Origin of the sequence: Gelidibacter salicanalis (assembly GCF_016469035.1) — a bacterium.
Classification (GTDB): Bacteria; Bacteroidota; Bacteroidia; order Flavobacteriales; family Flavobacteriaceae; genus Gelidibacter; species Gelidibacter salicanalis_A.
The window spans coordinates 72,178-92,565 of the sequence record NZ_JAEHJZ010000029.1 but is presented as its reverse complement, the minus strand read 5'-3'; the positions used below and the strand labels follow the sequence as shown (position 1 = coordinate 92,565).

Below are 20,388 nucleotides of genomic sequence, written 5' to 3'. Positions count from 1 at the left end.
TCAATAGATATGAGTAAAGTTAGATTATAAATCTAAATAGAGTTATTTTTGCAGATGTTAATTCTGTTTTTGATCATTTTATATTGTTTCTCTAGAAAATTTTTCATTTATGAATTTTGATGCCATCGATACAAAGCTCCTAAAACTACTTCAAGCCAATAGTAAACAGACTAACAAGGAACTGTCCAATAAGTTGAATCTTTCTGTTACGGCAGTTTATGAACGCATAAAGAAACTCGAGAAAGAAGGCGTAATTTCAAATTACGTGGCCTTAATTCAAAAGGAAAAAGCGAACAAAAATTTTGTAGCCTTCTGTCATATTAAATTAGTGCAACATACACAGGATTACGTCATTAAGTTTGAAAAAGAGGTCGCTAATCTTGCAGAAGTGATGGAATGTTACCATATTAGTGGAGATTATGACTATCTCTTAAAGGTTATTGTGTCAGATATGGAAGCTTTTAGAGAATTTATGGTCAATAAATTAACGTCTATCAATCATATTGGCAGCACCCATAGTATGTTTGTCATTAATGAAGTGAAGCATACTACGGCCATAAGTTTGTAAGGTCATGCAATCGGTCACCTATAAACTTACTGAATTTTTCTTGATTTTTATAATCTTGCCCGTGAGTTTTATATTGAATTATCCTTTTTTAGTAAAGGCACTTCTTGCTGTCAGCGGATTTGTCTATGTGGTGTATATCTTAGTAAAAGTAGAAGGGAATGAGTTTAAGGTTGCCCCAAACCTCCGTTGGAAATCCTTTTGTACGGGCGTTTTTGTAAAATTTATCATTATCGCCGTCCTGACTATTGCTTATATGCTGTTAACCGCCAAATCTGATTTATTCCATGTGCTTTATCAAAAACCAAAACTCTGGGTGATTATTTTGTTTGCATACGCCATGTTTTCAGTTTATCCACAAGAACTGATCTATCGCACCTTATATTTTCAACGATATGCCTCATTTTTTAAAAGTAAATCGCTTTTCGTATTTATAAATGCTTCTGTTTTTTCTATGGCACATCTATTTTATAGAAATCCCTTGGTGCTTTTAATGACCTTTTTGGGCGGTATTCTTTTCGCCATGACTTATGACAGAACAAAATCGACGCTGCTGGTCTCCATTGAGCATGCTATTTATGGTTTTTGGTTATTTACAGTGGGAATGGGGCACATGTTAGGATTTCCAGATTGAGGGTTCCACTTAGGATCAAAGTTTTTTAAAATCCTAGGAGGTAATTCGTAAATCGTAAATCAAAATCGTATTTTTGTGGTTGAATTTAACAAACATCAAAAAATAATTTTATGAATTCATATGATGTAGCCATTATTGGCTCTGGTCCTGGAGGATACGTAGCCGCAATTCGTTGCGCACAATTAGGCATGAAAACTGCAATTATTGAAAAATATACAACCCTTGGAGGTACCTGCCTTAATGTGGGGTGCATTCCTAGCAAGGCGCTTCTTGATTCATCACATCATTATGAAGATGCTGTAAAGCATTTTAAAGAGCACGGCATTGACATTCCTGGCGATATTAAGGTGAATATAAAACAAATGATTGCACGTAAACAATCAGTTGTAGATCAAACTACCGGTGGTATCGATTTCTTGATGAAGAAAAACAAAATTGATGTGTATCAAGGATTGGGAGCTTTTAAAGACGCGACCCATATCACTATTACTGGAGAGAAAACGGAAGAAATTGAAGCGAAAAACATCATCATCGCTACAGGTAGTAAACCGTCTAGCTTACCTTTTATTACTCTAGATAAAGAACGGGTCATTACATCAACTGAGGCATTAAAGCTCAAAGAAATTCCCAAACACCTTATCGTTATTGGTGGTGGTGTGATTGGGCTGGAGCTTGGTCAGGTTTACAGAAGATTAGGTTCTGAAGTGACCGTTATTGAATATATGGATCGCATCATCCCAACCATGGATGCAGGATTGTCCAAAGAGTTGACAAAAGTTTTCAAGAAAGCCAAATTCAACATGAACGTGTCCCACAAAGTAAAATCTGTGGAGCGTAATGGCGATGAGGTGATTGTTAAAGCAGACAATAAGAAAGGGGAGGAAGTTGAGTTTAAAGGGGACTATTGTTTAGTTTCTGTGGGTCGTCGTCCTTATACCGATGGATTGAATGCTGAAGCTGCGGGAGTAAAACTTACAGACAGAGGGCAAATTGAAGTGAATGAGCAGTTACAAACCAACGTTAAGAACATTTATGCTATTGGAGATGTTGTTAAAGGCCCAATGTTAGCACATAAAGCTTCTGAAGAAGGTACTTTAGTGGCTGAGGTTCTTGCAGGTCAGAAACCTCATATTGATTATAATTTAATTCCGGGTGTGGTTTACACATGGCCAGAAGTGGCAGCTGTAGGTAAAACAGAAGAAGAATTAAAAGAAGCTGGTGTTGCCTATAAAACCGGCCAATTCCCAATGCGTGCGTTGGGTAGAAGTAGAGCAAGTATGGATTTGGATGGCTTTGTAAAGATTCTTGCCGATAAAACAACAGATGAAATTCTTGGCGTCCATATGATCGGGGCCCGTGCAGCAGATATGATTGCTGAGGTTGTGGTTGCCATGGAATATAGAGCCTCTGCAGAAGATATTGCGCGTATGTCTCATGCACATCCTACGTTTGCTGAAGCCACAAAAGAAGCAGCTTTAGCCGCCACGGAAGATAGAGCGTTGCACATTTAAAGAGGAAAATATTTAAGAATATAGAAAAAGGCAAACATGAAAATGTTTGCTTTTTTTATTTAAAGCTCCTGTATTAAATCTTTAATACGGAGTTTCTTGGTATAATCAGAGTCATTCACATCTCTCACCAAGCAATAGGCGTTGACTGCCTTATTTTTGACCTTCTTTAAGAGGTCTTTCATAGTAAAGGGACCATACTCCTTAAATCGTTGGATATAATAAAACTGATGTTCTGAAATAAGGTCGGCTGCTTTTTTTAAATATTTATCCTTGAAATACGCTTGAAGATCTTCTTTTGTATCAATGGTAGTGTCATAAACACTGGAATTGATGAAGAAGGCATAGTCTTCTGATGCTTTTTGATTTAAGACCAACATATCCTTGTCCTTATAAAATGCTTTAATAAGTACAATCCCATCTTCAGTAGTAATGGAAAGGAAGTTGGAATTAATAAAACTCCAACGCGTCTTGGTGACCTGATGGTTTTCAGAAATCAACAATTCATTGTTAGGTTTAAAAAGATACATTGCCTTGGCATCTTCAATGCCGTTAATGAGTACCCATTCTTGGTTTATAAATTGCGTATCGTGATGCAATGAATAATCGAAGGGTTCTAATTTTGGGACAATATGATATAAAATATCTCTCAATTTAAAAAAATGCAGGTTAAGTATAACACCATAAATGAGCTTTATGCTTTCAACTTAAAACTACATCATTTATTTCATATAACCGCATTTGAACGACTTAGGGAAGTTTTTTTAGATGAAATGACTGTTTTTGTAGTTATGTTTAACTTTTATCACGTCAAATGTTTATAAATAACAAAGGGAACAACAATAGTTATATCGTTTGTTCCCTTTGCCTGTTGTATTCCTGTTACTAGCATTATCTAGCAAGTTCAATGGGTATGTTCTCAGCTCATTAAATGGGCACCCCAATACGTTTATTAAAGATAGTAAAAAACAGTATACAAACTATCTCGTGTTCAAAACTTTAACAATTATTTCACTTCCGCTTTATCTACGGTAATACGTTCTGCTCTATTGGCCAATTCCCAAGCCGTGTAAAATACGAGTTTCGCTCTGTTTTCCAACAAATCATATTCAATCTTGTCTGGTGTATCAGATGGCTTATGGTAATCATCATGGGTCCCATTAAAATAGAAGATAACAGGTATGTTGTTTTTTGCAAAGTTATAATGATCTGATCTGTAATAAAAACGGTTAGGATCATTTTCGTCATTGTACTTATAATCTAAAGTAACGTTTGTAAACTTTTTGTTTACTGCTTCTGAGATATTGTGAAGTTCCGTGCTTAACTTATCTGAACCAATTAAATAGATATAATTTCTATCGCCTTCACGCTTCGGATCTATTCTTCCAATCATATCAATATTAAGATTAGCAACCGTATTTTCTAAAGGAAATATTGGATCAATATCGGCGTAGTAGCTCGATCCTAAGAGACCTTTTTCTTCACCTGTAACATGTAAAAATAAAATAGAACGCTTTGGACTATGACCTGCTTCTTGGGCCATTTTAAAGGCTTCTGCAATTTCTAAAATAGCAACGGTACCTGAACCGTCGTCATCAGCACCATTATATATTTCACCGTTTTTAACACCTTCGTGATCTAAATGTGCTGAAATAACTATGATTTCATCTGGTTTTTCAGAACCTTTGATAAAGGCCACCACATTTTCTGAATTGACCTCTTCAGAATTACTGGTCACCTCAATTTTTAAATTTGAGGGTATGGTTTTAGACATGTCGTCAGAGTCAATAGATGCTAAAAGTGCTTTTCCTAAATTCTCACTGATTAAAATTTGAAGCATTGTTTCTTGTTTGTCCTTAAGGGCAATGCGTCCTTCGTTTCCTGCTTTTGCAGCGGCCTCCATATAGTTGGCGACCATATTTAAATAGGCGTCGTCCATAAAAAGAAGTGCCTTAGCTCCTTTTTTACGTGCCACATCTCTTTTAGACGCCAGCGCTTGTCTTCCTACTGACCATTTGGTATCCGCTTTTGTACCTGACGTTATATAAGTGCCATCTTCATTTTTTGGTTCACCTGATTTGATCAACACAATTTTACCTTCAACATTTAAGTTTTTATAGCTCGAATAATTTTCATCCTCTATGCCATATCCTGCATACACAATGTCAGATGCGGTAATTGTTTGTGTAGCGGCGGCGCCGGACATTACTAAGTCCACATAGTTTTTAAACGTTACACCATCGACAGTGATTTCAGTTTCTGCCGATTTTTGATTCAATAAAGGCACTTCCTGAAAATAATCTCCTTCAGAAATTGGAGATGGAATGCCCATGGCAATATAATGTTGTTTCAAATATTCCACAGCCATTTTCTGACCTTTGGCACCAGTGAGGCGTCCTTCAAACTCATCAGAAGCAAAAGTGTATAGCATTTCTTTCAATTCATCAGAAGTAATGCTATTTGCATACACCGTTGGGTCAACAGGTACTATTGTTTCTACTTTTGTGGTCTGTTGCGGTGAAGTACCACAACTAATTGTGGCCAAGGCAATACCTGCAATTATGAATAGCTTTTTCATTTATATAAGATTATCTGTTTTAATAGCTGCGATAATACAAAAAAACGACGCATACTATCTTTGGCAAGCTGTTCATTTAACAAACTTTAACAATTTGACGTAGCCCTTAGTGTGTATTGACTTTTAGACGGTTTTTGCTATTTGCCAGATACCAGGCGGTGGCGAAAATGAGTTGCGTGCGCTTTTTAAGTAGCGGATAGTTGATTTTATCTGGAGTATCTGTAGGTTGGTGATAATCTTCGTGTTCTCCATTAAAATAAAAGATCACAGGAATGCCACGGGAGGCAAAGTTGTAATGATCTGAGCGGTAGTAATACCTGTGGGAATCATCGTCATCATTGAAGGTGTAATCAAGTTTTAAATTTACAAACCACACATTGGCCGCCTCAGAGATATAATGGAGTTCTGTACTCAATCTGTCAGCGCCAATAATGTAAATATAATTTTCATCCTGTTGTGCTATATATTTCGGATCAACGCGGCCAATCATATCGATGTTTAAATTGACAACGGTGTTATTTAAAGTATAAAGAGGGTGTTTTACGTAATAATTTGAACCTAAAAGTCCCGCCTCCTCAGCAGTTAAGTGCAAAAATAAAATACTGCGTTTAGGGCCATGGCCATTATTTTTTGCAGTCATGAATGCTTCGGCTATTTCCATAAGGGCTGCCGTTCCTGAGGCATTGTCATCTGCGCCATAATAAATAGTGTCATCAGTTGTTCCCAAATGGTCTAAATGTGCGGACAGAATTATAACCTCTTCCGGATGCTCTACGCCTTCAATAAAAGCCACTACGTTTTGAGAGGCTGGACTGTCTTGCGTAAAATAAGATTTAGGAATGTGCTGATAATAGTTGTCTCCTCCTAAAGGTGAGGGTATTCCATTCTTGATATAAAATTCTTTTAGATATTCTGATGCTTTCTCAAATCCGTCGTGACCTGTTTCTCTGCCTTCAAATTCAGGGGAGGCCAAGGTGTAGACGTGGGAGCTAAGCTCATCAGCCGTAATTGTGTTACTGTAATTGATTACAACCTCTGGCTGTTCAAAAACAATGGTTTCTTCTAAGTTTTCAATTTTCTGTTGGTAACTACTGGTGGCGCAAGACCCTACAAGGGTTAATGCTGAAGCAATAAGCAGGGCTTTCATTTAGTATGGATTATAACGCTTAAATAATATTAACAACAGGAAATATAGAAACTGAACTCAAAACTTTACTCATCTCTTATGAGGTCTCGTTGGTTGTATTCTGATTCTTGAAAGGGTGGTGGAACATTGTCTGTCTGATTCTCTTCTATCACCTCAATGTTTTCAAGATCTATATTTTCAGGGGGAACAAACATTAACTTGTAACTGCTCAGTACCACTGCTATGATGGTTAATAGAAAAATAAGTTGAATTGTTTTTTTTGGGAATTCTTTTTGCCTCGATAAATAAAACGCGAACATACCAAAAATAAGCGCTGCAATAGCGGGCGTATACGCCACATTAAAGAATTTGGTAACCGATAAAATTAAGGCCAAAATAGCTGCAATAAGTCCTAAAACAATCCATAAACGTTTCATAGTTTAATTTTTAATTCAATCCTTCGCTTGAGGTTAATACCATTCTGTGTAGCCAATCTCTTATTTATAAAGGTCAAAGATATTTATATTCACAGAAATAATCCGAAATAATTTTACAAGTTAGTTAAGTATGGACAATCTCAGCCGCACCCTAATTTGTTAAACATATCCCAAATTAGCAATCGCATTAATGTTTTGGTCTTTTGCGTCATAGGAGTAACCCTTATAACTGTAATTTTATCAAAGAACTTTATATAAACCTAAAACTTAAATATTATGAATTCAGATCAATTTGAAGGAAAATGGAAACAAATTAAAGGTGATTTCAAAAAGAAATATGGTAAAATCACCAATGATGAATACACTGAAGCAGAAGGTGACTTTGATAAGTTAGCGGGCAAAGTGCAAGAACGCTACGGCAAATCTAAAGAAGATTTAAAAGATGAAATCGATAAGTGGTAGTATAACCAATTGATTTTAATAAAAAGTTCTCAAAACATGTGTTTGAGAACTTTTTTTATTAAGGGACTCCAAGTATCTTTACAATGAACACGATTTTTAAAACCGTTTAGTCAAGACCAATTTATTATGGTGTATACGCTACTAATTTTTAAAACGATGAAATTTACATCTGAATGGTCTAAAAATTTGAAATCAAACCTTTATGTGTGTTTCAGATTGTAGCGCAAATAACCCAGTAGAAATTTTATAATATCAGACCTTATGGAAAAGCCAGAAGATAAAAAACAGAACAATAGGAAAGAGGACGAAAAACGTCCTAGAGAATCGGATTCAGAAAATAATACCACCCCGAGTGAAAAAGAGTGGGACCCTAAGAGCGAAGGCAATAAAAAGGCTCAAAGCGATGACGACAAAATAAAAGCTTTAAAGGGTATCAGAAGCAATAAAGATTCTGAAAACGCCTAAGTATAACAACAAAAAAATATTGAAATGAAAAATAGCTTTAACACCATTATAAATTCAGAAACTCCGGTGCTTGTCGATTTTTATGCCGACTGGTGTGGTCCCTGCAAAACTTTGGCTCCCATATTGGAGAGCGTGAAATCAGAGATGGGAGAAGCCGTTAAAATAGTCAAAATAGATGTGGATAAAAATCAGTTGTTGGCCTCCAATTATCAGGTAAGAGGTGTGCCTACATTAGTGCTCTTTAAAAACGGAAAACAGGTGTGGCGCCAATCTGGCGTCCTTCAAAAAGACGACTTAATCAAGGTCATTAAATCCCATTGATCAATTGTAGGTGCTTAAGTTTTTATGAAGTGACATAATTAATGCCTGACCAAGGTCATAGTTGCCTATCTAAAATACTATTATCTTAGTGTACTAAAATAAGCAAATCATGTATATCACTCTCGACGCTACCGACAGTAAATCTGTGTTAGAAAACAACTATTTGGGGCATCTGTCTTACATTTATCAGAATAGACCATATGTAGTTCCGATTACTTATTTTTATGACAAAGACAGAAATGTCATTATTTGTTATTCTGGTGAAGGCCATAAAATGCACGCCATGCGCCAGAATAAACAAGTAGCGATGAACGCCATTGATGTAGATGCACTTACAAAATGGAGATCTGTAATGGTGCATGGCACCTTTGAACAGCTTTTTGCCAGCGAAGCAAAATCGTATTTACACGACTTTTCTTTAGGTGTTAAATCTTTGATAGTGGAAAAAGAGTTGAAAGAATTGAGCTTTATCAGTGAGTTTTCCAGCAAGGCGGTTAACGAAAATTTACCCATGATTTTCATTATTAAGATTGATGAAATCACGGGTAAAATGAGAAAAGACTAAATTAGAGCATCAATTCTTTGAATTTAAATTTACAACACTATTTCATGATGCGCGTCAGGTGAAAGAATTTCTTATAGCTTTCAGGAATAGTGTTGATGTCTAATAATGAGTTAGGCTCAAGAGAAGGATAAATCTCGTCAAAGGTTTTAACATCCAACAGTCCAATTCTTTTACTGATATGACCACGTGTCAATTCACTAGGGTCGTTTAATCCAGCAGCGGCAACAAGTTCTAAGAAACTATGTATCGTTGCCTCGTGGTATCTTTTTGCTCTAGGTGCTTTATCTTCCACAACCAATCCTTTTACCAAAGAAGGATTTTGTGTGGCTACACCCACCGGACATGTATTCGTGTTACACTGTAACGCTTGTATACAACCTATAGATAACATCATGGCGCGAGAACTGTTACAGCCATCGGCTCCAAATGCTATGGCACGGGCCATATGGAAACCAGTAATAATTTTTCCGGCAACAATTACTTTAATGTCATCCCGTAAACCGAAACCTACCAACGTATCGTGAACAAAAATTAATCCTTCACGCAATGGCATTCCCATAGAGTTTGAGAATTCTACCGGTGCAGCACCTGTACCACCTTCACCACCATCAATAGTGATAAAATCTGGACGAATTCCTGTATAGATCATGGCTTCACAAAAATCCATGAACTCCTGTTTTCTACCAATACACAATTTAAACCCAATTGGTTTACCGTCAGAGAGGTCCCTAAGGCGTTTAATGAAATACATAAATTGAATAGGGTCAGCAAAAGCAGAGTGGGATGGTGGAGAATGAACCGCAACGCCCGGTTTTATGTGTCTTATTTTTGCAATCTCTGGAGTGTTTTTAGAAGCCGGTAAAATACCACCATGTCCGGGTTTTGCACCTTGGGATAGTTTTATTTCGATCATTTTAACTTGTGGTCGTAAAGCGTTGTCTTTAAAAGTGACCTCGTTAAAAGTCCCGTCATCATTTCTACAACCAAAATATCCTGTACCAATTTGCCAGATCAAGTCTCCCCCATGTTCTAAATGGTAATCACTAATACCACCTTCACCTGTATTATGGGCAAAATTCCCCATTTTAGCACCTTTGTTTAACGCGAGGACAGCGTTTTTACTCAAAGAACCAAAACTCATGGCTGAAATGTTTAATAAACTTGAAGAATAAGGTTGTTTGCATTCCTTACCACCAATTAAAAGTCTTGGAAATTCTCCAATTTCTTTAGGATTGTGCTTTGCGTACATTGAATGTTCCAGCCACTCATAACCAGAGTGATATAAATCCATTTGGGTACCGAAAGGCTCCGTGTCATTTTCTCCTTTTGCTCTTCTATAAACCAGCGATCTTAGAATACGATTTAAAGGTCTTCCTTCAGTATCAGTTTCCACAAAATACTGCATGATTTCTGGTCGGATCGATTCCAATATATATCTAAAACGCCCAATTAAAGGGAAGTTTCTTCGGATAGTATGACTCTTTTGAAAGATATCAAAAACGCCCATAATTATGAGCGGAAAGACTATAATGAAAGCCCATAAAATAGGGCTCCAAACCAACGAGATTCCAACAATGGCTATGGTGACAATAACCGAAATTAAAATAAATTTTTCGCGAACTTTCATCTTATAATTTGATTTAAAGCGCAAATATACTACTACAAAATTGGATTGCATACTAAAACGATATAGTTTCAATTAATTTCTGTATTTATTTACTCTATTCGCTAATATTGACCTCTCAATATTCGTGTGATAGGTTCATTGTTTATCATCAGTTCAAACCGTAGCTCTTGTCTTTGGCATAAAATGGCAAAACGCCAAAATTGTAACTTGTTAAGACTGAAGTTGAATCATTGTTTTAAGCCATTTATGGACGTTAAACATATATTAAATTGTGATATCTATTTTAAAGGGGCATGGTAGTTGGATACTACTGGAATCAATCATGAGTGTCTGGAATCAATCATGAGTGTCATTGCAATTGCTTTTAATACCTAAACCAATAACTTAAAATACATCACAATGAAAATTAAAATAGCGACAATTGCTGGCTTAGCACTAACCATCATGAGCTGTACCTCGGGTAAATCAAGCACTGATTCTTCCGTAAATACTGATGAAAATAATACGACTATGACTTCCGTAGAAAATATCAAATGGGTTATTTCTACTCTAGAAGGGCAGGGAGTTTCCCATAAAGAGCAAAATGGTCAATCAATTCACTTTATGCTCGACTCAAAAAATAATCGCGTGACGGGTTTTTCTGGATGTAACACCTTTATGGGGACCTACAAGTTAGAAGAAGGCAATCGTATTTCATTTTCGCAAATGGCGTCTACGCGCATGGCTTGCCCAGATGCCGATTTTGATGAACAACAAATTTTAAGTATTTTCGAAACTGCTGATAATTTTGCAATTAGCGGTAATACATTAGCGCTTAACAAAGCGAAGCGAGCACCGTTGGCGATTTTTGAAAAAGGTGTTATGGATCAATCTCCAATTGTGGAAAAATATTGGAAATTAAAAACTTTAGAAGGTAAAGATGTTAAGATGGCCGACAATCAGGAACGTGAAATCTTTTTTACTTTAAAATCTCAAGACAATAGAATAACAGGATTTGCAGGTTGTAACAGCATCAGCGGCGAGTATACTTTAGAAGAAGGAAATAGAATCCGTTTTCATAACTTGGCAACAACCTTAATGAGTTGCCCAGATGTTGATGTAAAAGAATCTGAGTTTCTAAAGATTTTTGAAATTGCCGATAATTACACAATCATAGATGATGTGTTGAGTTTAAACGTTGGTAGAAGAGCGCCTTTGGCAGTTTTTGAAGCTGTATACTTTGATTAATTGTCATTACCCTATTTTAGTTTATGAATCAGAATATTCCTGATTTCAAATTGAACTTAACTTCAAATCTTTGATAATCTATTTTAGACAACCATATTATGGTAAAAGAAATAAATAGCATATGGACTTTAGGGCACTCTACCAGAACGTTGGAGGAGTTTCTTAATTTGCTTAAAGCTGACGCCATACAACACCTAATAGATGTGAGGCGCTTTCCAGGATCGCGGAAGTTTCCACAATTTAATTTGGAGAACCTTCAGTCATCGGCTATAGAAAACGGAATTGTCTATACGCATATAGAAGCTTTGGGAGGTCGAAGAAAGGCTTTCCAAGATTCTAAAAACGTGATATGGAATCATCCGTCTTTTAGAGGGTATGCTGATTATATGGAAACAAGAGGATTTCAAGAAGCGTACAGGAGTTTAGAAACCTTGGCATCCAAAGCACGCTGTGCAATTATGTGCTCTGAAGCTGTGTGGTGGCGTTGCCATCGTTCAATGATTGCCGATCAACTCAAAGTAGACGGTTGGGAAGTTATTCATATATTGGGAGACCATCAACATCAAGAGCATCCCTATACCAAACCGGCCAAGATTGATAATGGCCAGTTGTCCTATCATTAAGAAGACTATTAGAAACAATTCATAAACTTAAACACTATATTATATGACCACATTATTTCTTTATATAGCTCTCAGCCTCGGATTTATGACCACTGAAAACCCTAAATTAACCATAAATGTTACCAATATTGAATCCGTAAAGGGCAACCTTGTTATTGGGATATTTAATACTCATGAAAATTTTCTTGAGAATGGTTCAGCCATTAAAACCTACACTTTTAAAGTTGATAGTACCACAAAACAAATTGTCATTTCTGATTTGCCTAAAGGAGAGTATGCCATATCAATGTATCATGATGAAAATTCTGATGATGAATGCAACCGTAACTTTCTCGGAATTCCTAAGGAGGGTTACGCCTTTTCAAATAATGTCAAACCTAAATTTTCCGCACCAACATTTAAAGAATGTAAATTCACCTTGTCTGAAGACACTTCTTTAGCCATAAAAATGTTGAATTAAACCATAGATTTACAATAGAAACCTGCAATTCAAATTAAGTCACTCATGGTTAGTATTAGAAAAGCAACTTTAGAAGATATTGAAAGCATTCACCTCATTGAAACCTTGATTTTTAATAAAGGCAGTTATCCGCTGTTTGTTTTAAGACAGTTGTATGACATTTCGCAAGATTATTTTTATGTTGCTGAAGAGCACCAACAACTTATTGGTTATGTGCTAGGTAATGTTGTAAAAAACACAAATCAAGGATGGATTCTGTCTTTGGGCGTTCATCCTGACGCTCGTGGAAAAAATTTAGGAAGACAGCTTACAGAACAACTGCTGGAAACACTAGAGCATGAACTCAGCACAGAAATTTGCTTAACAGTTCATCCTGATAATACTTCGGCTATAAGAATCTATGAGTCGATCGGATTTATAAACTCAACAACCTACGATGCGTATTATGGCGCAAATGAACCGAGATTGCTAATGAAGAAGACTCTGATGTCTCAACCTTTCAATACCTAAGCAAAAAAAACTCCTAATTTCATTCCCTTAAATTTTAGAAAGAACAGTATCCAGATATTGTGGTCATTTTCTGAGATTAAATTAGGAAAATTACTTTCAATAGGTATATCCTTCGCATAAAAAATGTGCATTCAAAAATCATGTTTTGAACTCCTTTTCTAAGGGCACTACATTTCACAGTATTGAAACTATAGTTTCAATACTGTGAAGTCTTTTTATTATCTAGTTAAAGGTTAAAACCCTGCTCCCGAGCTATCGGGATCCAGTGCAGTTACTTTAGTTTATATAAACTTTTAAGAGAATGTTGTCATTTCGACAGAGCGAGGAACGAGTGACGAGAAATCTTATAATAATATGATTCCTCTTCGTGCCTCATTCGGAATGACAAACTGTTTTCAGAAAAGAATTTCATTCTTTTGTTTAAAACTATGGATTTCAAATCCATAGTGGTTTATTTATAAATGGCTCTCATTGTCACATCTATGTTTAGAAAAAAATTAGGATAGAATATGCTATCTTGGGTGCTGAAATGAGTGGTGATAAAAAACGCTTTTTGTCTCTCAAGTACTTGCTAAATAAAAATACCTCTATAAATGAACTGGCTGCTGCTCGCACAAATAGTATATGTTCTTTTTATCATTTTCGTGATTTTACGCGTCGTAAATGATACGCGAAGCAGTGTAAAAGCATTAGCCTACATACTGTTCGTCATCTTTGTTCCTTTTGTTGGGGTTGTTTTCTATTTCTCTTTCGGAATCAATTATCGGAAACGGAAATTGTATACTAAAAAGATTATTAAAGATGAACCGCTACGTCAAATCCTGAGGGGACGTATGAATGCTTATTCGCAAAGGGTTTGTGATTCTGGATTGGTGCCTAAAGAATATGAGAATTTAGTGTCCTATATCCGTGGCGCAGGCAGTAGCCCGTTAACGGCCAATAATACTGTGAAACTCTTAATTAACGGCGACGAAAAATTCCCTGAATTATTAAAGGCTTTAGAGAGTGCCACCTCGCACATCCATATGGAATACTATATTTTTGAAGATGATATCACCGGCAATTCGGTGGCAGATCTCCTCATAAAGAAGGCGAGAGAAGGGGTTCAAGTCCGGTTTATGTACGATGACTTTGGAAGTCATGGGCTCGGAAAACAATTTCTTAAAAAACTGGAAGATGGTGGCGTTCAAATTGCTCCTTTTTATAAGATTATCTGGTATGCTTTAGCCAACCGTCTCAATTATAGAAACCATCGCAAAATTATTATTATTGATGGAGAGATAGGGTTTGTTGGTGGCATCAACATGAGCGATCGGTATAGAAATGATCTCAATTCAGACAACCATTTGTTTTGGCGGGATACCCATTTAATGATAACAGGTAGGGCAACCGCCTATCTTCAGTATCTTTTTATAGGCGATTGGAATTTTTGTAGCCTAAACCAACTTGAGTATAACGAGACGTATTTCCCTGATCAAAAACCCCAAGTGTCTATTAAAAATGATGTGGTGCAAATGGTAGCGTCAGGACCAGATAGTCTTCAGCCCGTTATTTTTTATTCGATATTAGAAGCTATTGGATCTGCAAAAAAAAATATTTACATCACCAGTCCGTATTTCATTCCTGGAGAAAGCTTAATGGACGCTTTAATTATTGCAATTCAAAGTGGATTGGATGTTAAAATTATAGTTCCCGGAATTTCAGATTCACGAATGGTAAATGCCGCCGCAAGTGCTTATTACACAGAATTATTACAATTTGGAGCCGAAATTTATCAATATAATAAAGGTTTTGTCCATGCAAAAACTATGGTTATTGATGATAATTTAGCTATTATTGGCTCAGCAAATATGGATTACCGAAGTTTTGATTTAAATTTTGAAGTGAATGCCATGGTTTATAGTACAGACATCGCAAATCAATTAACCGATGCCTTTGTGAAGGACCTACAGGATTCTGTTAAAATAAATCCAAATTTATGGTTAAATAGACCAAAATTTGTTCTATTGTGGGAGAAAATCGTACGATTACTTTCACCTTTTCTTTAACTTTACCGAAAATGAATTATCAATGATTAGAAAAATATTCCTTACACCATTACAGAAGTTTATTAAGATTGAAAGTTTTAGTGGCATTTTGCTGATGCTCAGTACGATATTGGCGCTTATTTGGGCAAATTCACCTCTGGGCGATACATATCGAGAATTATGGCAATACGATATTGGAATTGTCACACAAAGTTTTGAGTTCAAAAAACCTTTGATCCTTTGGATAAATGATGGCTTAATGGCCATATTCTTTTTCTTGATAGGTCTCGAGATCAAACGGGAGCTTTTGATTGGAGAACTCAATTCGACCAGAAAAATGATGTTTCCTTTAGTAGGGGCATTAGGAGGGATGGTCGTACCAGTGGTTTTCTTTTTGGTGCTTAATCAAAACCCTGAGACTGTAAAAGGTTGGGGAATCCCGATGGCTACTGATATAGCGTTCTCTTTGGCTATTTTAAATGTATTGGGAAAACGGGTGCCATTAAGTCTTAAAATATTTTTAACCGCTTTTGCTATTGTAGATGACATTGGCGCGATATTGGTTATTGCGGTGTTTTATAGTGGTACTATTAATACAACATTATTATTCATTGCACTGGGCTTATTGGCTTTTTTATATTTTCTTTCATATAAAGGCTACTATTCAAAATTCGTCATGTTCTTTGTAGGTTTGATCATATGGGTGTTGTTTCTAAAATCGGGAATCCATCCTACGGTAGCAGGTATTTTATTGGCATTTTCTGTGCCTATCCGCCAAAAAATAGATACTTCAACGTTTCTTTCCCATTTGGATATTGTTTATAATAACATCAAGAAGTCCAGTGTTTTACAAACACCAATTTTATCTGATGAGCAAGTTAAAAATGTTTATGAACTACAGAGTTGGACTTATAAATTCAGATCGCCTTTACAACATTTAGAACATAGCTTGCATGGATGGGTGGCCTACTTTATCATTCCAATATTTGCCCTAGCCAATGCTGGGGTGTTAATTGATAGCTCCGTAGATTTAGATACTGTTTTGGTTATTAATATCATTGTCTGTTTAATTGTAGGTAAAGGTATTGGTGTGTCATCATTCGTCATATTGGCTAGAAAGATTGGCATTATTGAAGTTCCACGAGATATTAGTTTTAAACAGATTCTTGGTGTTTCTTTCTTGGCTGGTATTGGGTTTACGATGGCCATTTTCATTGCGAGTTTAGCCTTTGTTACACATCCAGAATATATAGATTCTGCTAAAATTGGTATTCTTATCGGGTCGTTTATATCTGCAATAATAGGATATACGATTTTGAGAATGGGTTCAGATAAAACAGACACTAACCAACAGTTAAAAAATTAAGATTGACAATCCTATGTTTTAAAAAGTGCTTATTGCTTCCGTAGATCAGTTAACGGAAGTTAATAAGCACTTTTTTCTTACGTGTACTTGTTTTGTAACTGATTTTATTAGTATCTTTTTAGAGCCCTTTAAAAGTTCTTAAAGACAACCAGATATAAAATTTTTACTTCAGATATTACACCTGAAAACCGCATCTGTATAACGTTAATAGTTACATTGAACACGATAATCCACATCAGTCAATACCTCTAATTTAAATGGGGTTTAAACAGCCCAATGTGAGCATATATTATTAATAAAATTAACACATGAAAGACCAACAGATTATTATTATAGGGGGTGGTTTTGCAGGAATTAACCTCGCAAAAAAGTTGAGTGGAGCAAAAGGTTTACAGGTAACTTTAGTAGACCGGAACAATTATAATTTCTTCCCCCCGCTATTGTATCAAGTAGCAACAGGAATGCTTGATATATCGAGTATCACCATTCCGTTTCGGACACTTTTTACCAAGAAAAAGAATTTGCACTTTAGGTTGGGCGAACTGGAAGCAATTGACACAGAAACCAACACAGTACAATTATCAACGGGGCCTTTACATTATGATTACTTGGTTATCGCGACCGGAACAGAGAGCAATTTTTTTGGTATGGAAACTATTGAGAAAAATGCGCTCCCCATGAAGAACGTTAACGATGCTATAAAGTTGAGAAACTACCTGATAATGGAAGGCGAAAAATATACCTTTTGCACCAATGAGGATGAAAAACGGAAGATGCGTAATATCGTGATCTCTGGTGCTGGGCCGTCAGGTGTTGAAATAGCTGGAATGATTGCCGAAATGCGTAAGCGAAAACTCATGGACATTTATCCGGAGCTCGATGGAGAGCAGTTGAATATCTATTTGGTAGATGCAGCGTCCACCGTGCTTCCACCCATGAGCGAAAAATCACAGAAATATACGCAAAAAACGTTGGAGAACTTGGGTATCATTGTGAAACTCAACAAAATGGTGTCTGACTATAAAGATGACAAAGTGTATTTTAAAGATGGAGAATCTATTGAAACTAAAACCTTAATCTGGACGGCTGGCGTCACCGGAATAAAAATTAAGGGCATTAGGGAAGATGCTTATGTAAAAGGCAACAGGCTCATCGTAGACGCCTTTAACAAAGTGGTTCACTACCGTAATATTTATGCAATTGGCGATGCCTGCATTCAAAAAACAGATCCCGAGTTTCCAGAAGGGCATCCACAATTGGGCAGTGTCGCACAACAACAGGGTAAAGTATTAGCCGAAAATTTTGTAGCCATGACCATGAACAAAAGCTGGGAGCCTTTTAAATATAATGACAAGGGTGCCATGGCCATTATTGGAGACCAAAAGGCCGTTGCTGATATGACCTTTCCAAAAACAACGCTCACAGGTTGGATTGCTTGGTTTTCGTGGCTATTTGTACACTTGTTTTTATTGGTAAGTTATAGAAATAAATTCAGAACGTTTTGGAATTGGTTCAATGCCTACGTAGGTAAAGGACATTCTCAAGGAGTAATGGTTGGACAGACAGTTACAGATCCAACCGCGTTGGAATAAAGTAAAAAGTAATGCAACTGCTATTGAAACGTCGTGAAGTTATTATTTACGATTTGCAAACTGTGATTTTGTATTCCATCCCTTCCGAAACTTTTTCACAAATAGAAGCAATTTAAGACCTCTTGAATGATTAAAAAATCCCATTGAATCCCATTCAATTTTTCACTTAAAAATGATGGGTGTCAATTTTCTAATTCTATACTAGTGTCCCAACTTGAAACAGTCAAAAAGATTAGCGTTAAAGCACGGTTAGGTCAATAAAATTGGGTAATTTGTGTATTGTTGAATTAGGATTCAGTCGTATTGAAAACCAAGCAAATAATAAATAATAAAATTTAAAAACTAGTATGAAAACGAACATTGGAATTACCAAAGCAAATAGAGAAAAAGTAACAGAAGTACTGTCTAAATTATTAGCAGATGAGTTTGTGCTGTACACAAAAACATTAAGGGCACATTGGAATTTAGAAGGTCATGATTTCCATACCAAGCATCTATTTTTTGAAGATCATTACAATGCGATTAAAAAATTTACAGATACTGTTGCCGAACGTATCAGAAAAGTTGGGCATTATGCACCAGGAACCTTAAAGGAGTTTTTGGAGTTGACCCATCTTTCAGAAAAATATACAGGGGACAACTCAAGCCATGATTATTCTGCAGCGTTGTTAGAGGATCACGATACCATTATCCAATACATCCGTGAAAACATCTCAAAGGTGGAAGATGATTTTAAAGATGCAGGAACCGCTGATTTCTTAACAGGAATTATGATGGAACATGAAGAAATGGCTTGGATGCTTAGAGCTACTATTGCGAAGTAATAATCATTTCACATAGATATCTAAAAGGCCTAATTCAATTTTTGAATTAGGCTTTTTTAATGGGTCGAGTTGGTAAGGGAGAATCCAATTATTATTTTCAATAGTCCCATGAATTTTAAATTATATTAAAAATGAAAAATGTACGACTTCTAAAATCTATATCTTTGAACATTCATTGAAATACGATGATGGTGTCTTGTCAGCAATAGGACCTTAAGAGGAAAACAGATAAAGAGGCCTACTTGTTAAATTACTATGTTTTGTTAACTATCAGTATGTTAATTGAAAATAGGTAGCGATAATAATAAATTAAAAATATAAATGACTGAGTTTTTTGATACTTACAGAGCCCATATCATCTACGGGGTGGTGGTAATTGTGATTGTATCCGTGCTATTTCTTCTTACAAATTTTATCAATAAATGGTTATTGAAAAAGGAAGCAGAAAAGCATCCTGGCGTCCCGATAAAACCATTAAAAATTTTAAAACAGACGCTTAATGCGCTGTGGTTGATTTTAGGAGTTATTGCATTGAGCTTTATTTTTGTTGATGGTGATAAGTCTGACACCTTAAAAGCATATTTTTGGTTGGCGGTGCATTTAGGGTTAGTTGCTATAACAACAATTGTTTTAGCTACTATTGCCAACTTGTGGTTTAAACGCAAGATTGAAGAAAAGATAGTATACCAATATGATCCCACGAGCTACAAATTCTTGCGCTATGTTGTGGTCTTCACGATTTGTTTTGTCGGCATCCTTTTTGGCCTATTAGCGTTTCCATCGCTTAAAGGTGTTGCGCAAACTGCTCTGGGTGGCGCTGGTGTGATCGCCATTATTGCTGGGGTGGCCTCTCAAGAAGCTCTGGCCAATTTGGTGGGAGGTGTATTTATCATCTCTTTTAAACCCTTTAAAATTGGCGATGTCATTAAGTTGAGTGATACCATGGTAGGCACCGTTACGGATATTACCTTACGTCATACCGTGATTAGAAATTTTGAAAATAAGATGATTGTAATCCCCAATGCAGTCATAAATAAAGAAAAATTGATCAATTATGATTTGGGCGAACTGAAATGCTGTGAGCATATAGAAGTAGGTATTTCGTATGATAGCAATATTGATGTCGCAAAAAAGATCTTACAAGAAGAGTGTGAAAAACATCCCTTAATTTACGACAACCGCTCAGAGATTGACAAAAAGAACGGGAAACCTATTGTCAGAACGGCGCTTACCAAAATCAATGACTCCTCCTATACCATAAGAGCATGGGCTTGGGGCCGAAACTTTACAGATACGTTTAATATGAAGTGTGATGTTTTTGAAAGCATTATAAAACGCTTTGATGAATCGAATATTGAAATGGCTTACCCAACCCGAACAATTTATACGATTAGTGATACCAACAATAAGGTTACGGTAGCGGAGAAGCCAAAAGAGGAATAGGTGTGAAAAGAAAATGTGCTACTAAAAT

The 20,388-nt window shown here is 36.1% G+C and carries 21 protein-coding genes; 16 read left to right on the top strand and 5 right to left on the bottom strand.

Features of this window, described 5'->3' with window-relative positions; genetic code table 11:
* The first annotated feature begins 109 nt into the window (after positions 1-109).
* From JEM65_RS12340 to lpdA, 3 genes are all read left to right on the top strand, one after another.
* Complete coding sequence (locus JEM65_RS12340; protein WP_199599939.1) at positions 110-568, top strand: Lrp/AsnC family transcriptional regulator; 459 nt, start codon at positions 110-112, stop codon at positions 566-568.
* A 40-nt stretch (positions 569-608) separates the two neighbouring features.
* Positions 609-1,199: a CPBP family glutamic-type intramembrane protease gene (locus JEM65_RS12335; RefSeq protein ID WP_233530637.1), complete on the top strand. Its 591-nt coding sequence runs from the start codon at positions 609-611 to the stop codon at positions 1,197-1,199.
* 110 nt (positions 1,200-1,309) lie between these two features.
* Complete coding sequence (gene lpdA, locus JEM65_RS12330) at positions 1,310-2,710, top strand: dihydrolipoyl dehydrogenase (protein ID WP_199599935.1); 1,401 nt, start codon at positions 1,310-1,312, stop codon at positions 2,708-2,710.
* A gap of 59 nt (positions 2,711-2,769) precedes the next feature.
* On the opposite strand, the gene JEM65_RS12325 is transcribed toward lpdA, so the two are convergent.
* From JEM65_RS12325 to JEM65_RS12310, 4 genes are all read right to left on the bottom strand, one after another.
* On the bottom strand, positions 2,770-3,360 hold the full coding sequence (locus JEM65_RS12325; RefSeq protein ID WP_199599933.1) for a hypothetical protein: 591 nt from the start codon (positions 3,358-3,360) through the stop codon (positions 2,770-2,772).
* 353 nt (positions 3,361-3,713) lie between these two features.
* Positions 3,714-5,285 (bottom strand): M28 family metallopeptidase, encoded by a 1,572-nt coding sequence (locus JEM65_RS12320; RefSeq protein WP_199599931.1) that lies wholly within the window; start codon positions 5,283-5,285, stop codon positions 3,714-3,716.
* 106 nt (positions 5,286-5,391) lie between these two features.
* Positions 5,392-6,432: a M28 family metallopeptidase gene (locus JEM65_RS12315; RefSeq protein WP_199599929.1), complete on the bottom strand. Its 1,041-nt coding sequence runs from the start codon at positions 6,430-6,432 to the stop codon at positions 5,392-5,394.
* Positions 6,433-6,497: 65 nt separating this feature from the next.
* A complete protein-coding gene (locus tag JEM65_RS12310) occupies positions 6,498-6,848 on the bottom strand; it encodes an FUSC family protein (protein WP_199599927.1) in 351 nt (116 codons plus the stop codon).
* A 276-nt stretch (positions 6,849-7,124) separates the two neighbouring features.
* On the opposite strand from JEM65_RS12310, the gene JEM65_RS12305 reads away from it, so the two are divergent.
* From JEM65_RS12305 to JEM65_RS12290, 4 genes are all read left to right on the top strand, one after another.
* Complete coding sequence (locus tag JEM65_RS12305) at positions 7,125-7,310, top strand: CsbD family protein (protein WP_199599925.1); 186 nt, start codon at positions 7,125-7,127, stop codon at positions 7,308-7,310.
* A gap of 261 nt (positions 7,311-7,571) precedes the next feature.
* Positions 7,572-7,775 (top strand): hypothetical protein, encoded by a 204-nt coding sequence (locus JEM65_RS12300; RefSeq protein WP_199599923.1) that lies wholly within the window; start codon positions 7,572-7,574, stop codon positions 7,773-7,775.
* Positions 7,776-7,799: 24 nt separating this feature from the next.
* On the top strand, positions 7,800-8,096 hold the full coding sequence (gene trxA, locus JEM65_RS12295; protein WP_199599921.1) for a thioredoxin: 297 nt from the start codon (positions 7,800-7,802) through the stop codon (positions 8,094-8,096).
* Between the two features lie 109 nt (positions 8,097-8,205).
* Positions 8,206-8,661, top strand: coding sequence for a pyridoxamine 5'-phosphate oxidase family protein (locus JEM65_RS12290; RefSeq protein WP_199599919.1), 456 nt, complete (start codon positions 8,206-8,208; stop codon positions 8,659-8,661).
* 37 nt (positions 8,662-8,698) lie between these two features.
* Here the strand turns inward: JEM65_RS12290 and JEM65_RS12285 are convergent, their stop codons facing one another.
* Positions 8,699-10,288: an FMN-binding glutamate synthase family protein gene (locus JEM65_RS12285; RefSeq protein WP_199599917.1), complete on the bottom strand. Its 1,590-nt coding sequence runs from the start codon at positions 10,286-10,288 to the stop codon at positions 8,699-8,701.
* A 399-nt stretch (positions 10,289-10,687) separates the two neighbouring features.
* On the opposite strand from JEM65_RS12285, the gene JEM65_RS12280 reads away from it, so the two are divergent.
* The 9 genes from JEM65_RS12280 (at position 10,688) to JEM65_RS12240 (ending at position 20,360) form a co-directional block, all read left to right on the top strand.
* Positions 10,688-11,515 carry an META domain-containing protein gene (locus JEM65_RS12280; protein ID WP_199599915.1) on the top strand — a complete coding sequence of 276 codons (828 nt, stop codon included), beginning with the start codon at positions 10,688-10,690 and terminating at the stop codon, positions 11,513-11,515.
* Between the two features lie 98 nt (positions 11,516-11,613).
* Positions 11,614-12,138, top strand: coding sequence for a DUF488 domain-containing protein (locus tag JEM65_RS12275; protein WP_233530636.1), 525 nt, complete (start codon positions 11,614-11,616; stop codon positions 12,136-12,138).
* Between the two features lie 43 nt (positions 12,139-12,181).
* On the top strand, positions 12,182-12,598 hold the full coding sequence (locus tag JEM65_RS12270) for a DUF2141 domain-containing protein (protein ID WP_199599913.1): 417 nt from the start codon (positions 12,182-12,184) through the stop codon (positions 12,596-12,598).
* Between the two features lie 45 nt (positions 12,599-12,643).
* Positions 12,644-13,108 (top strand): GNAT family N-acetyltransferase, encoded by a 465-nt coding sequence (locus JEM65_RS12265; protein WP_199599911.1) that lies wholly within the window; start codon positions 12,644-12,646, stop codon positions 13,106-13,108.
* Between the two features lie 593 nt (positions 13,109-13,701).
* Positions 13,702-15,156 (top strand): cardiolipin synthase, encoded by a 1,455-nt coding sequence (cls, locus tag JEM65_RS12260; RefSeq protein WP_199599909.1) that lies wholly within the window; start codon positions 13,702-13,704, stop codon positions 15,154-15,156.
* A gap of 22 nt (positions 15,157-15,178) precedes the next feature.
* Positions 15,179-16,501: a Na+/H+ antiporter NhaA gene (gene nhaA / locus JEM65_RS12255; RefSeq protein WP_199599907.1), complete on the top strand. Its 1,323-nt coding sequence runs from the start codon at positions 15,179-15,181 to the stop codon at positions 16,499-16,501.
* Positions 16,502-16,809: 308 nt separating this feature from the next.
* Entirely contained in the window at positions 16,810-18,093 is a 1,284-nt protein-coding gene (locus JEM65_RS12250) for an NAD(P)/FAD-dependent oxidoreductase (RefSeq protein ID WP_199599905.1), read from the top strand.
* A gap of 347 nt (positions 18,094-18,440) precedes the next feature.
* A complete protein-coding gene (locus JEM65_RS12245) occupies positions 18,441-18,917 on the top strand; it encodes a Dps family protein (RefSeq protein ID WP_199599903.1) in 477 nt (158 codons plus the stop codon).
* A gap of 321 nt (positions 18,918-19,238) precedes the next feature.
* Positions 19,239-20,360 (top strand): mechanosensitive ion channel family protein, encoded by a 1,122-nt coding sequence (locus tag JEM65_RS12240; protein WP_199599901.1) that lies wholly within the window; start codon positions 19,239-19,241, stop codon positions 20,358-20,360.
* Positions 20,361-20,388 lie beyond the last annotated feature (28 nt).

Excerpts from the sequence above, each read along its gene's own strand:
- JEM65_RS12340 (WP_199599939.1), top strand. The coding sequence starts at position 110 with ATGAATTTTGATGCCATCGATACAAAGCTCCTAAAACTACTTCAAGCC.
- lpdA (WP_199599935.1), top strand. The coding sequence starts at position 1,310 with ATGAATTCATATGATGTAGCCATTATTGGCTCTGGTCCTGGAGGATAC.
- JEM65_RS12320 (WP_199599931.1), bottom strand. The coding sequence starts at position 5,285 with ATGAAAAAGCTATTCATAATTGCAGGTATTGCCTTGGCCACAATTAGT.
- JEM65_RS12315 (WP_199599929.1), bottom strand. The coding sequence starts at position 6,432 with ATGAAAGCCCTGCTTATTGCTTCAGCATTAACCCTTGTAGGGTCTTGC.
- JEM65_RS12310 (WP_199599927.1), bottom strand. The coding sequence starts at position 6,848 with ATGAAACGTTTATGGATTGTTTTAGGACTTATTGCAGCTATTTTGGCC.
- JEM65_RS12305 (WP_199599925.1), top strand. The coding sequence starts at position 7,125 with ATGAATTCAGATCAATTTGAAGGAAAATGGAAACAAATTAAAGGTGAT.
- JEM65_RS12300 (WP_199599923.1), top strand. The coding sequence starts at position 7,572 with ATGGAAAAGCCAGAAGATAAAAAACAGAACAATAGGAAAGAGGACGAA.
- trxA (WP_199599921.1), top strand. The coding sequence starts at position 7,800 with ATGAAAAATAGCTTTAACACCATTATAAATTCAGAAACTCCGGTGCTT.
- JEM65_RS12290 (WP_199599919.1), top strand. The coding sequence starts at position 8,206 with ATGTATATCACTCTCGACGCTACCGACAGTAAATCTGTGTTAGAAAAC.
- JEM65_RS12285 (WP_199599917.1), bottom strand. The coding sequence starts at position 10,288 with ATGAAAGTTCGCGAAAAATTTATTTTAATTTCGGTTATTGTCACCATA.
- JEM65_RS12280 (WP_199599915.1), top strand. The coding sequence starts at position 10,688 with ATGAAAATTAAAATAGCGACAATTGCTGGCTTAGCACTAACCATCATG.
- JEM65_RS12275 (WP_233530636.1), top strand. The coding sequence starts at position 11,614 with ATGGTAAAAGAAATAAATAGCATATGGACTTTAGGGCACTCTACCAGA.
- JEM65_RS12270 (WP_199599913.1), top strand. The coding sequence starts at position 12,182 with ATGACCACATTATTTCTTTATATAGCTCTCAGCCTCGGATTTATGACC.
- JEM65_RS12265 (WP_199599911.1), top strand. The coding sequence starts at position 12,644 with ATGGTTAGTATTAGAAAAGCAACTTTAGAAGATATTGAAAGCATTCAC.
- cls (WP_199599909.1), top strand. The coding sequence starts at position 13,702 with ATGAACTGGCTGCTGCTCGCACAAATAGTATATGTTCTTTTTATCATT.
- nhaA (WP_199599907.1), top strand. The coding sequence starts at position 15,179 with ATGATTAGAAAAATATTCCTTACACCATTACAGAAGTTTATTAAGATT.
- JEM65_RS12250 (WP_199599905.1), top strand. The coding sequence starts at position 16,810 with ATGAAAGACCAACAGATTATTATTATAGGGGGTGGTTTTGCAGGAATT.
- JEM65_RS12245 (WP_199599903.1), top strand. The coding sequence starts at position 18,441 with ATGAAAACGAACATTGGAATTACCAAAGCAAATAGAGAAAAAGTAACA.
- JEM65_RS12240 (WP_199599901.1), top strand. The coding sequence starts at position 19,239 with ATGACTGAGTTTTTTGATACTTACAGAGCCCATATCATCTACGGGGTG.